General features: G+C 61.0%; 12 protein-coding genes and 1 tRNA gene. 11 read left to right on the top strand and 2 right to left on the bottom strand.

From position 1 onward, the window contains the following. Positions 1 to 16: 16 nt before the first annotated feature. The gene (locus B3B59_RS01585; RefSeq protein ID WP_046886653.1) at positions 17 to 478 is read right to left on the bottom strand and encodes a MarR family winged helix-turn-helix transcriptional regulator; all 462 of its coding nucleotides are present in this window, start codon (positions 476 to 478) and stop codon (positions 17 to 19) included. Between the two features lie 91 nt (positions 479 to 569). Between B3B59_RS01585 and B3B59_RS01580 the strand changes: the two genes are divergently transcribed. From B3B59_RS01580 to B3B59_RS01530, 11 genes are all read left to right on the top strand, one after another. Further along, the gene (locus B3B59_RS01580; RefSeq protein ID WP_286807966.1) at positions 570 to 1,139 is read left to right on the top strand and encodes a UbiX family flavin prenyltransferase; all 570 of its coding nucleotides are present in this window, start codon (positions 570 to 572) and stop codon (positions 1,137 to 1,139) included. 10 nt (positions 1,140 to 1,149) lie between these two features. After that, positions 1,150 to 2,607 (top strand): UbiD family decarboxylase, encoded by a 1,458-nt coding sequence (locus B3B59_RS01575; protein WP_286807964.1) that lies wholly within the window; start codon positions 1,150 to 1,152, stop codon positions 2,605 to 2,607. A 129-nt stretch (positions 2,608 to 2,736) separates the two neighbouring features. Beyond that, positions 2,737 to 3,750, top strand: coding sequence for an alpha/beta fold hydrolase (locus B3B59_RS01570; protein WP_286807963.1), 1,014 nt, complete (start codon positions 2,737 to 2,739; stop codon positions 3,748 to 3,750). Between the two features lie 146 nt (positions 3,751 to 3,896). Continuing rightward, the gene (locus B3B59_RS01565; RefSeq protein ID WP_286807961.1) at positions 3,897 to 4,919 is read left to right on the top strand and encodes an ABC transporter substrate-binding protein; all 1,023 of its coding nucleotides are present in this window, start codon (positions 3,897 to 3,899) and stop codon (positions 4,917 to 4,919) included. Next, the gene (locus tag B3B59_RS01560; RefSeq protein ID WP_286807960.1) at positions 4,916 to 5,968 is read left to right on the top strand and encodes a FecCD family ABC transporter permease; all 1,053 of its coding nucleotides are present in this window, start codon (positions 4,916 to 4,918) and stop codon (positions 5,966 to 5,968) included. Before B3B59_RS01565 ends, B3B59_RS01560 begins: the two co-directional genes overlap by 4 nt. Next, positions 5,965 to 6,723 (top strand): ABC transporter ATP-binding protein, encoded by a 759-nt coding sequence (locus tag B3B59_RS01555; RefSeq protein ID WP_286807959.1) that lies wholly within the window; start codon positions 5,965 to 5,967, stop codon positions 6,721 to 6,723. The genes B3B59_RS01560 and B3B59_RS01555 overlap by 4 nt, the downstream gene beginning before the upstream one ends. Before the next feature lie 123 nt (positions 6,724 to 6,846). Continuing rightward, positions 6,847 to 7,518 (top strand): aldehyde dehydrogenase iron-sulfur subunit PaoA, encoded by a 672-nt coding sequence (paoA, locus tag B3B59_RS01550; protein ID WP_040076262.1) that lies wholly within the window; start codon positions 6,847 to 6,849, stop codon positions 7,516 to 7,518. Continuing rightward, positions 7,515 to 8,471 carry an FAD binding domain-containing protein gene (locus B3B59_RS01545; RefSeq protein ID WP_207293424.1) on the top strand — a complete coding sequence of 319 codons (957 nt, stop codon included), beginning with the start codon at positions 7,515 to 7,517 and terminating at the stop codon, positions 8,469 to 8,471. Before paoA ends, B3B59_RS01545 begins: the two co-directional genes overlap by 4 nt. Next, entirely contained in the window at positions 8,468 to 10,666 is a 2,199-nt protein-coding gene (gene paoC / locus B3B59_RS01540; protein WP_286807958.1) for an aldehyde oxidoreductase molybdenum-binding subunit PaoC, read from the top strand. The genes B3B59_RS01545 and paoC overlap by 4 nt, the downstream gene beginning before the upstream one ends. A gap of 7 nt (positions 10,667 to 10,673) precedes the next feature. Beyond that, a complete protein-coding gene (locus B3B59_RS01535) occupies positions 10,674 to 11,600 on the top strand; it encodes an XdhC family protein (protein ID WP_286807957.1) in 927 nt (308 codons plus the stop codon). Continuing rightward, positions 11,600 to 12,136, top strand: coding sequence for a nucleotidyltransferase family protein (locus B3B59_RS01530; RefSeq protein ID WP_286807956.1), 537 nt, complete (start codon positions 11,600 to 11,602; stop codon positions 12,134 to 12,136). The genes B3B59_RS01535 and B3B59_RS01530 overlap by 1 nt, the downstream gene beginning before the upstream one ends. Before the next feature lie 44 nt (positions 12,137 to 12,180). Here B3B59_RS01530 and B3B59_RS01525 read toward each other — a convergent pair. After that, positions 12,181 to 12,268: transfer RNA gene (locus tag B3B59_RS01525), tRNA-Ser, on the bottom strand. Positions 12,269 to 12,379 lie beyond the last annotated feature (111 nt).

Genomic DNA, 12,379 nt, shown 5'->3' with positions numbered 1-12,379 from the left:
CCTGTGGGACGCCCTTTCAGGGCGCCTGCAGGCCACCAATCTTGCTCAGCAGTCGCTTCAGATCGGCAATATCCTGCGCACTCATTCCTTCAGTAATCTCGTTTTCAGCCTGTTTTGCCTGCGTAATCATCTTCGCCAGCATTGCCTCGCCTTCAGCACTCATCGAGACCAGCTTGCGCCTGCGGTTGTCGGGATCGGTCTGCACCGTCAGTAATCCACTTTTACTCATACGATCAATCACATAGGTGCCGGTGGCTTTATCAAAGCCCGCCCGGCTGCCCAGCGTTTGCTGATCGCAAGAGGTCTCCTCGGCCAGCACCACCAGAATGGCGTACTGGACGGCAGATAATCCCGTGTCCACGCACTGACTCCAGCAGAGCGTGGCGTGCTGCCCCGCCCGGCGCATCAGGTGCATAAGTGAGCTATCACCGTGCGGCCACAGCGGCGCGGCATGAATTAAGTCGCGATGATTTGACATTGGCTGTCTTGACTCCCTGAATCGATATCCATATAGTTCGAACACAAACAGTTTAAGTTCAAACTATATCATAAAGGTTCTTATAAACCCCATGAAAATTGTTGTTGGCATGACGGGCGCAACCGGCGCCGCCATTGGTGTGCGCGTGCTAGTCGCGCTCAAAGAGCTGGGCGTCGAGACGCATCTGGTCATCTCGAAATGGGCACGCGCAACCCTCCAACTGGAAACGCCCTACAGTGTACAGGAGGTTCTGGCCCTCGCCTCAAAGAGTTACAGCGAACATGACCAGGCGGCGGCCATCTCCAGCGGTTCGTTTCGGGTGGATGGGATGATCGTCGTGCCCTGTAGCATGAAAACCCTCGCCGCCATTCGCTGTGGCTACGGTGATGGTTTAATTGCCCGCGCCGCCGACGTCACCTTAAAAGAGCAGCGCAAGCTGGTGCTGGTGCCGCGTGAGTCGCCGCTCAACGCTATCCATCTGGAGAACATGCTCGCCCTGACCCGTGCGGGCGCCATGATGTTGCCGCCCATGCCCGCTTTTTACAACAACCCGCAAAGCACCGACGACATCATTAACCACTGCGCGTCGCGCATCCTCGATCAGTTCGGGCTGGATAACGCATTAACGCAACGTTGGGGCGAACCGCGTCCCAGGACTTAAGGAAAGTCAGATGAAATATTACGATGATTTAAGAAGCTTTATTGATGCCCTGGATGAGATGGGCGATATCATGCACGTCCGCCGGGAAGTTGACGGTGATTTTGAGCCGAGCGCCATCACGCGTCGCAGCTATGAACGTCAGTCCCCTGCCCCGCTATTTCATAAGGTTGCCGACGTAGCGCCCGGTTTTCGTCTGTTTGGCGCCCCGGCCAGCCTCTCCTCCCGCAGCGACATGCCCTATGCCCGTGTGGCGATGTCCCTGGGGCTGGCACCCGAGTCCACTGGCCCGCAAATTATCGAAGCGTTATCCGCCGCGCGCAGTCAGCCCGGCATACCGCCGGTACGCGTGGGATCTGCCGATGCCCTTTGCCATCAGAACATTTTGCGCGGCGACGACGCCAGCCTCGATCGTTTCCCTATCCCGTTTGCCCATGATAAAGACGGTGGCCGTTATGCCAACACCTGGGGCACGCTGATTGTCAAAACCCCAGACGGTAAATGGGTGAACTGGTCTATCGCCCGGGTAATGAAGGTGGACGGCAAACGTATGGTGGGGCTGATCGTGCCAAGCCAGCATATTGGCCAGATCTGGGGCGAATGGGTGAAATTGGGTCAGCCAATGCCCTATGCGCTGGTGCAGGGCCCTGCGCCAGCGATTTCGTGCGTGTCCGGTATTCCCATTCCGGCACATGCGGATGAAGCGGACTACATCGGTACGCTGGCGGGAGCGCCAGTGCCGGTGGTAAGGGCAATCGGCATCGATCTGGACGTTCCCGCCACGGCCGAAATTGTTATCGAGGGGCATGTCTCCATCGAGCGGGATTGCCAGGAGGGGCCATATGGGGAGTACGGCGGCTATCTGGGAGAAGGCTCGTCCGCGCAGCCTACCTTCCACGTAGAGACCATTACCCACCGGGACGATCCTATCTGGCCCATGTCGATAACAGGGCGTCCTACCGACGAATCACATACCCTCTGGGCGATGGGCCTGGCCGCCGATGCGCTGACCTCGCTGCGCGAGGCAAATCTGCCGATTACAACCGCCTGGATCCCGGAGGATTCTACCGTGCACTGGCTGCTGGTGGTGGTGCCGCAAAACTGGCGCGAACGGCTGCCGGGCGTCAGTAGCGAAGCGTTAAGCCGCCGCATTGGCGAGGTGCTATTTAAAACCGATGCGATGGTCTTTATCCCGAAAGTGTACGTGGTGGATGACGATTTCGATCCGACCAACCTGCGAGAAGTGGTATGGGTGCTGTCGACCCGCGTGCACCCGGTGGGCCGCCGCGTGGTCTTTGATGACCAGCGAGTGATACGCCTGCCTCAATGCTATGACGAAGCGGAGTACATCGCAGGCAAAGGGGCGAAAGTGGTCTTTGATACCCTGCAGGAGAAACGTCATCTGCATGCCTCCTTTGACCAGGGTTACCCTGAAGCAGTACGCCAGCGCGTACTGGATAACTGGGAATAACCTTCCAGCGGGCTGCGGAAATTACCGCAGCCCCGGCCATCTTTACCCCGCTTTACACCCCCGTTCCGTCTGGTGCTCTACAGTGTGTCATTGTTGTTCACTTTCACTCTTTGCTATGGGAGAGCCTGCATGACCGCACGACGATTATCCTGCCTTGCGCTTTTCGTTGCCCTTTCCACTCCGGCACTGGCGGCCGATGCCCCGGCTTACGGGGAGAAACTGGAAGGCTTTGACTACGCGTGGCCGGTTCAGCACTTTACGTTTACCTCGCAGAAACAGCGTCTGGATATGGCTTATCTGGATGTCAAACCCGAGAACGCGAATGGCCGCACCGTGGTGCTGATGCACGGTAAAAACTTCTGTGCCGGTACCTGGGAGGCCACCATCAAAGCCCTGAGCGCCAGCGGCTATCGGGTCATCGCCCCGGATCAGATCGGTTTTTGCAAATCCACCAAGCCGGAACAGTATCAGTATACGTTTCAGCAGCTGGCAGATAATACCCACGCCCTTCTGAAGCAGTTGGGTGTTGATAAGGTGACGGTTATCGGCCACTCCACCGGCGGCATGCTCGCCACCCGCTACGCGCTGATGTGGCCGCAGCAGGTCGAGCAGCTGGTGATGGTGAACCCAATAGGGCTGGAAGACTGGAAAGCGCGCGGCGTACCGCATATCACCGTTGATGAGTGGAACCAGCGTGAGCTGAAAACCAGCGCCGAGGGCATTCGTCAGTACGAGAAGAATACCTATTACGCCGGGGAGTGGAAGCCGGAGTACGAGCGCTGGGTTACGATGCTGGCCGGGTTGAATAATGGCCCTGGTAAAGCGCGCGTGGCGTGGAACTCCGCCCTGCTCTACGACATGATCTACACCCAACCGGTGATGTATGAGTTCAGTGAACTGAAGATGCCGGTGCTGTTGATGATCGGCACCAAAGACAATACCGCCATCGGCAAGGATCTCGCCCCGCCTGAAATTCGCCAGCAGTTGGGGAATTACGCGGTGCTCGGGAAAGAGACGGCGAAGCGGATCCCCCATGCCACTCTGGTAGAGTTTGACGATATGGGCCATGCACCGCAGATGCAGGACCCGGTGCGCTTCCATCAGGCGTTGCTCGACGGCTTGCAAAAGCACGCCACGCAGTAACCTTCACGGGCGCAGTCGGACGCTGCGCCCGTTGCGTCTTCATACTTCCCTTCCTACCGCCGATCGACGCTTTGCTCTGTTCAGGGGTTGAACCCCGCCTCACTACATGTATTATGTTATAACATAACATTTTTGAGGTCTGGCACGTGTCCGTTAAACATTTACTTTCCCTGGCTGCATCTGCATGGCTCCTGTTCACCGCCCAGGCTTTTGCGGCTGGCCCCTTTCCGCTGACGCTGGAGAATTGCGGCGTCAAACACACGTTTACTCACCCACCAGAACGCGTTGTGACCGTGGGGCAACATGAAACCGAGCTGCTACTGGCGCTGGGTCTGGAGAAGAAAATTGCCGCTACCTCGGTATGGTTTGGCCCCTTACCGGATACGCTTGCCCCCCAGGGCAAAGGGCTGAAAAAGCTGGCCGATAACGCCCCCTCCTTTGAGGCGGTGGTCGCGCAAAAACCCGAGCTGGTACTGGCCCAGTATCACTGGCATATCGGACCCCAGGGCGAAGTGGGCACCCGCGACCAGTTCGCCGCGCTCGGGATCAACACCTGGATCTCCCCTGCGGATTGCATTGGCAAGCGCGTCACCGACAGCTCGAACGGGGATGGCGCGCGCAGCACCCCCTTCTCCATTGCGGAAATTGAACGCGAAATCCGCGAGCTGGCTACGCTATTCGCCGTCCCCCAGCAGGGCGACAGACTGATCAAGGCGTTGACGCAACGCATCGAAAAGGCGCAAAAGCAGGCCGCCAGTAAGCGGAAAACGCCGCTGAAGGTGCTGTTCTGGTTCTCCAGTAGCCGCCTGAACGGCGATCCCTGGGTCGCGGGCAATTTTGGCGCGCCGGGCTGGATCGGCCAGACCCTTGGGCTGAACAATGTTATTGACTCGCACGACGAGTGGCCTGCCGTCACCTGGGAGCGTATTGCCCAGGCGCAGCCGGATATTATCGTCATAGCTGAGATGGCGCGGCGGCTCTATCCCGCCGATGACGTCGCGGTGAAAAAGGCCTTTTTACGCAGCGATCCGGTTACCCAACATATTCCCGCGGTCAAAAATAACCACATCATCGTGGTGCCGGCCATGTCCTTAAATCCGTCTTTGCGCAACGTGGATGCGGTCGAGCTGATCGGTCAACAGCTGGCTACCTTCCAGGCGCAGCCATGAGCACTCTGGCCATGCGTCTGCCCGTCTCACCTCCGCGCTGGCGATACCGCATGCTGTTGGCGGCAGGCGTGCTGGCGCTACCCTTGATGCTGGTGCTCGCCGCCACTGAGGGGGAGATGGCGGTCTCCTTTATCACGGCAGGTCAGGCCATTCTTAACGGGTTAGGGTTGACCGCCTTCGACCTTCCCCAGGTAGAGGCGGGTATTGTCTGGGAGTATCGCATGAGCCGGGCGCTGATGGCGGCGTGCAGCGGCGGCGGGCTGGCCCTGTGCGGGCTGGTCTTGCAGTCGATTCTACGCAACCCGCTGGCGGAGCCCTATCTGCTGGGCATCTCCGCCGGGGCGTCGCTGGGGGCAGTATGCGTGATGTTGCTGGGCATCGGCGGTACCACGCTGGGCGTCAGCAGCGGTGCCTTTCTCGGCGCCTGCGGCGCTTTTGGGCTGATCATGGTCATTACGCGCGGCATGACCGACAGTCCGCCGCGCATTTTGCTGGCGGGCATTGCCGGTACCCAGCTGTTTAACGCGCTGACAGCCTATGTGGTAAGCACCTCGGCCAACGCCGAGCAGTCACGCAGCGTCATGTTCTGGCTGCTGGGGAGCCTGAGCGGGGTGCGCTGGCCCGATGCTGTACTGGCGCTGGCGGTTACGCTGGCGGGGTTGCTCATAATCGTGGCTTTCTCCCGGGCGCTGGATACCTTTACTTTCGGCGATGAAGTCTCTACCACCCTTGGGGTCCCGGTCACCTGGGTACGCGTGGTGTTATTGCTAACCTGCGCGCTGATCACCGCCGTGATGGTCAGCACCATCGGCGCCGTGGGCTTTGTCGGCCTCGTGATCCCACATATCTCGCGCATGGTGAGCGGCCCGGGCCATCAGCGATCCATTCCTTTAACCTTTCTTATTGGCAGCCATTTTATGATCCTCGCGGATATGGTTTCCCGGACGTTGATCGCCCACCAGGTGCTGCCGATCGGCGTGGTCACCGCGCTGGTGGGGGCCCCCGCGTTTGTCCTGATACTGTGGCGCAGCCGGGAGAGAAAAAGATGAATATCTCAGCGAAGGGACTGCAGGTGCAGTTGCAATCAAAAACCGTACTCCATGGTATCGATCTGGAGGTGAGCGCCGGGCAGCGTGTTGGCCTGCTGGGGCCAAACGGTTCGGGGAAGTCGACCCTGCTCCGCTGTCTGGCCGGGCTGCTGCCCGCCGGTGCGCAGCAGGTACGCCTGAATGGGATTGCCCTTGATGCCCTCCCCCTCAAGCAGCGTGCCCGTCAGATGGCGTTTGTTACGCAGCATGCCGAGGTGGATGGGGATCTTAGCGTCGGGCAGATTGTCGCCCTGGGACGTACCCCGCATCGCCGGCTGTTACAGGGCTGGCACGCCGAAGATGAGCAGGCTGTGGCAGAGGCGCTGCGCCTGATGCAGCTCACCTCGCTGCGCGATCGGCAGTGGCGTCATCTGTCCGGTGGCGAGCGCCAGCGCTGCCAAATCGCCCGCGCCCTGGCTCAGCAACCGCAGGTACTGCTGCTGGATGAGCCGACAAACCATCTCGACATTCAGCATCAGCTGGAGCTAATGCGCCTGATTGCCAGCCTGCCGCTGACGGTGGTCGTCGCGCTGCATGACCTCAACCTGGCGGCCCGATTCTGCCAGCGGCTGGTGCTGCTTAAAGGCGGGCGGGTCGTGGCAAGCGGCGAGCCCGCAACGGTATTCACCCCGGAGCAAATTGAACAGACCTGGCGGGTAAAATCCCGCGTACGGCAAGAAGAGGGCGTCACCGTTATCCGCTATCTCATGGACTAGCCTGCCTGCGCCAGCCTCCCGACAAACGAATTAGGAATAATCCTGCCGACAGCAGGGACTATGCTTGAAGCTTAAAAAAGCGTTTCAGGAATAACTTTTCTCATTTGATACCGGAGGCCTGGCATGAGCAACCATGGCAATACCCCTGACGAAGGCGAGCAGGATTTTAGCCTGACGCGTCGTACCCTGTTGAAAGTCAGCGCGGGCACCGCCGCCACCGCCGCCGTTGCGCCGGGTATGGCGTTTGGTGACGAGCGCCCTGCGGCCACGCCCCCCGCTGAACGTCTTCCCCTCTCTTTTACGGTTAACGGGGAACCGCGAACCCTGGAGGTCGATACCCGTACCACCTTACTGGATGCCCTGCGTGAGAATCTGCAGCTGACCGGCAGCAAAAAAGGGTGCGACCACGGTCAGTGTGGCGCCTGCACCGTGATGGTGGATGGCCGCCGTCTGAATGCCTGCCTGACGCTGGCGGTGATGCACCAGGATGCCGATATCACCACCATTGAAGGGCTGGGTACCCCTGAGGCGCTGCACCCCATGCAGGCCGCCTTTATTAAACACGACGGCTACCAGTGCGGTTACTGCACTCCGGGGCAGATCTGCTCTTCGGTCGCGGTATTGAAAGAGATCGAAGCCGGGATCCCGAGCCACGTGACTCTCGATCTGGTCTCGCCGCCGGAAATGACCCCTGACGAGCTGCGCGAGCGCATGAGTGGCAATATCTGCCGCTGCGGCGCCTATTCCAACATTCTTGCCGCCATCGAAGAGGCCGCCGGGGAGCTGAAATCATGAGAGCCTTTACCTATGAGCGCGTAAAGACCCCGGCCGAGGCCGCACAGAGCGCCCAACGCCACGAGGGGGCAAAATTCATTGCCGGCGGGACCAATCTGCTGGATTTGATGAAGCTGGAGATCGAAACCCCCGTCCACCTGATCGACATTAACCACCTCGGACTGGATAGCATTGAAGCCACCGACGACGGCGGTCTGCGTATCGGGGCGCTGGTGCGTAATACCGATCTGGCCGCCGATGCCCGGGTGCGCAAAGATTACGCGGTCTTGTCGCGGGCGCTACTTGCCGGGGCGTCCGGCCAGCTACGTAATCAGGCCACCACCGCCGGTAATCTGCTGCAGCGAACCCGCTGCCCCTATTTTTATGATACCAACCAACCCTGTAATAAGCGTCTGCCCGGCAGCGGCTGCGCGGCGCGCGAGGGCTATAGCCGCCAGCTGGCGGTGGTGGGCGCAAGTGACGCCTGCATCGCCACGCATCCCAGCGATATGGCGGTCGCCATGCGCGTACTGGACGCCAAAGTCGAAACGGTCGATCCGGACGGCAAGACACGGACCTTTCCCGTCGATGAACTGTGGCGCGCCCCGGGCACCACGCCACATCTGGAAACCGTCCTGACGCCGGGAGAGATGATCGTTGCCGTCACGCTGCCTCCGCCACCAGGGGGAACGCATATCTACCGCAAAGTGCGCGATCGCGCCTCCTATGCCTTTGCGCTGGTGTCGGTGGCGGCCATCGTTCAGCCTGACGGCACGGGCCGCGTGGCCCTGGGCGGCGTAGCCCATAAGCCGTGGCGGCTGGATGAAGCAGATGCCCGCCTTCCGGACGGGGCGCAGGCGGTGTATGACAGGCTGTTTGCGGATGCCCATCCCACGCCTGAAAACGCCTTTAAACTCACCCTGGCGAAGCGCACGCTCGCCTCCGTGTTGTCTGAAGCGAGGGCTCACGCATGAAATTCGACAAACCCGCCACCACTAACCCTATCGACACGCTTCGGGTTGTCGGCCAACCCCATACGCGTATCGACGGCCCCCGTAAAACCACGGGCAGCGCGCACTATGCGTACGAATGGCATGATATCGCCCCCAATGCTGCTTACGGCCACGTCGTCGGCGCCCCCATCGCCAAAGGGCGCATTAGCGCCATTGACACAAAGGCGGCGGAAGCGGCCCCCGGCGTGCTGGCAGTGATTACCGCCGATAACGCCGGACCGCTTGGCAAGGGAGAGAAAAATACCGCCACCCTGTTAGGCGGCCCTGAAATCGAGCACTACCATCAGGCGGTTGCGCTGGTGGTGGCAGAGACCTTCGAGCAGGCCCGTGCGGCCGCAGCGCTGGTCAAGGTGACCTGTAAACGAGCGCAGGGCGCCTACGATCTGGCGGCGGAAAAAGCTTCCGTCACCGAGCCGCCGGAGGATACCCCCGACAAAAACGTCGGGGACGTGACTGCCGCCTTTGCTTCGGCGGCGGTGAAGCTCGATGCGATCTACACCACTCCGGACCAGAGCCATATGGCGATGGAGCCCCATGCCTCTATGGCCGTCTGGGAGGGCGACAACGTTACGGTCTGGACCTCAAACCAGATGATTGACTGGTGCCGTACCGATCTGGCCCTGACCCTGAAGATCCCGCCGGAGAACGTGCGCATCGTTTCGCCGTATATTGGCGGCGGCTTCGGCGGCAAACTCTTTTTACGCAGCGATGCCCTGCTGGCGGCGCTGGGGGCGCGGGCGGTGAAGCGCCCGGTCAAGGTGATGCTGCCGAGGCCGACGGTCCCCAATAACACGACCCATCGTCCGGCCACCCTCCAGCACATCCGTATCGGTACCGACACCGAAGGAAAGATTGTCGCCATCGCGCATGATAGCTGGTCGGGCAATCTTCCCGGCGGCACGCCGGAAACGGCAGTCCAGCAAACCGAGCTGCTTTACGCTGGCGCAAACCGCCATACTGGCCTGCGGCTGGCCACGCTTGATCTGCCTGAGGGCAATGCCATGCGCGCGCCGGGCGAGGCCCCCGGCCTGATGGCTCTTGAGATCGCTATCGACGAAATTGCCGACAAGGCGGGCGTGGATCCGGTTGCGTTTCGTATTCTGAATGATACCCAGGTCGACCCGGCTAACCCCGAGCGCCGCTTCTCTCGTCGCCAGCTTGTCGAATGCTTGCAGACGGGGGCGGAACGCTTTGGCTGGCAGAAACGGCACGCGCAGCCCGGCCAGGTGCGCGATGGGCGCTGGCTGGTAGGTATGGGAATGGCGGCAGGCTTTCGTAACAACCTGGTGGCAACATCCGGCGCGCGGGTCCATCTCAACGCTGATGGCAGCGTGACGGTCGAGACGGACATGACCGATATCGGTACCGGGAGCTATACCATCATTGCGCAGACCGCCGCCGAAATGCTGGGCCTGCCGCTGGAGAAGGTCGACGTACGGTTGGGTGACTCACGCTTCCCGGTCTCTGCCGGATCGGGCGGCCAGTGGGGGGCGAATACCTCTACCGCAGGCGTGTACGCCGCCTGCGTGAAGCTGCGGGAAGCCATTGCCGAGCAGCTGGGTTTCGACCCGGCAACAGCTGAATTTGCCGACGAGACGATATCCGCTCAGGGGCGCAGCGCGCCGCTGGTTGAGGCGGCAAAATCGGGTGTGCTGACCGCCGAGGACAGCATCGAGTTTGGCGACCTGGATAAGGAGTATCAGCAGTCCACCTTTGCCGGACACTTCGTCGAGGTGGGTGTGGACAGCGCTACCGGTGAAGTGCGGGTGCGCCGGATGCTGGCCGTTTGCGCCGCCGGGCGGATCCTCAATCCAATCACCGCGCGCAGCCAGGTGATCGGGGCGATGACCATGGGGCTGGGCGCGGCGCTGATGGAGGAGCTGGCGGTAGATACGCGGCTGGGTTACTTCGTCAACCATGATATGGCGGCCTACGAAGTGCCGGTTCACGCCGATATTCCGGAGCAGGAGGTCATTTTCCTTGAGGATACCGATCCCATCTCCTCCCCCATGAAGGCCAAAGGGGTCGGCGAGCTTGGGCTGTGCGGGGTGAGCGCGGCGATTGCCAACGCTATCTACAACGCCACCGGCGTGCGGGTGCGTGATTACCCGATCACCCTCGATAAGCTTATCGATGCCCTGCCGGATGCGGTGTAAGGGAGGCATGATGCTCAATAACATTGCCTCCAACGCGCCGCTTCCCTCCCCTTCCCGCGCCTTTGTCACCGATGACAGCATCGCCGTGCTGCGCTTTGCCGTCGAGGCGCTCACCGCCGGAAAAGAGGCCGTGCTGGTGACCCTGACGGATATCGAGGGCGGCGCAGCCCGCGCGCTGGGGTCGCAGATGTGCGTGCGCGACGATGGCCACTATTGTGGCTTCGTTTCCGGCGGCTGCGTGGAGTCGGCTGTGGCCTTCGAGGCGCTGGATCTCCTGGCCAAAGGTCAGGATCGCCAGATACGGTATGGCAAAGGTTCGCCCTGGTTTGACATTGTCTTACCCTGCGGAGGCGGCATCACCCTCACCCTTCACCGGCTGCGTTCAGCTCGCCCGCTGCTGGCGGTCCTTAACAGCCTGGAAAGACGTACCCCGGCCGGTTTGCATTATTACCCCGCCACACAGCAACTCAGTGCGATAGAGGGCGTTGTCACGACGGGCTGGCGCAGCGGCGGGTTTGAACGCGGCTATCGGCCCCGCGTGCAGTTGGTCCTGCAGGGTCAGTCGGTCGAGGCGCAAGCGACCGCCGCGCTGGCCCAGGCGGCAGGCTATGAGGTAACCGGTTTTACGGACGCTTCAGACCCCCTTATCGATGCGGATACCGCCGTGGTGCTGCTCTGGCATGATCTCCACCGAGAGTTGCCAGTATTGCAGGCCGCTCTGCGCGCTCGCCCCTTTTATATCGGCGCGCTGGGCAGCCAGCGTACCCATTCGCAGCGCAGCGAAACCTTGCTCGCGCTGGGCTGGCATCAAGAGGATATCGCCAGGATTAAGGCCCCCATCGGCCTCTTTCCCCGGGCGCGGGATGCCAGCACGCTGGCCCTCTCCGTGCTGGCGGATATCGCCGCCACGCGGCAGGCCGGAGCGGCAAGTTAGTGGCCGCCCCGGTGGTGATTGTGCTGGCGGCCGGGCGCGGCGAACGCTTTCTGGCCTCCGGCGGGCTGAGCCATAAACTGGAGGCGAGGCTTAACGGGCAAAGGGTGCTGGACCATACCCTGGCCGCCGTTACGGCTTCGCGGCTTGAGTGGCATCTGGTGAGGCCCAAGGGAGGAACCGCCGGGATGGGCGAGTCAATTGCGCTGGGCGTGATGGCTACACCGGAGGCCTCCGGCTGGCTGATCTTGCCGGCCGATTTGCCCTTTATCCAACCCGACACGCTAAGGGCCGTTGCCCACGCCCTGACGCACACCTCTCTCGTCGTACCGCACTACTGTTATCAGCCCGGGCATCCGGTGGGCTTTGACCGTCGCTATTATGCCGCCTTGCGCGCGTTACGCGGCGAGGCTGGTGCGAGGTCTATTGTGCAGACTGCACGTCGTCAGGGGGCTGTGTCAGATCTAATGCTGGAGGATGAGGGAATTGTCAGGGATATCGATACCCTTGGTGATTTGCAGCGTGCTGGAGAAGCATAAAAGAAAAAACCCCGTGATATCGCTATCACGGGGTTCTTCGTATTTGGCGGAAGCGTAGAGATTCGAACTCTAGAACCCTTTCGGGTCGCCGGTTTTCAAGACCGGTGCCTTCAACCGCTCGGCCACGCTTCCAATGAGGCGCACTATAAACACCTCAGTACGCCCTGTAAAGCACCATTGTGTTCGTTTGCCTGAAAAACAGCCAAATCGCAGTCAATCGGTTGAAATAACAACGCACTGACC

Origin of the sequence: Leclercia sp. UBA2479 (assembly GCF_002341985.1) — a bacterium.
Classification (GTDB): Bacteria; Pseudomonadota; Gammaproteobacteria; order Enterobacterales; family Enterobacteriaceae; genus Enterobacter; species Enterobacter pneumoniae.
This window is presented reverse-complemented; position numbering and strand designations above follow the sequence as displayed.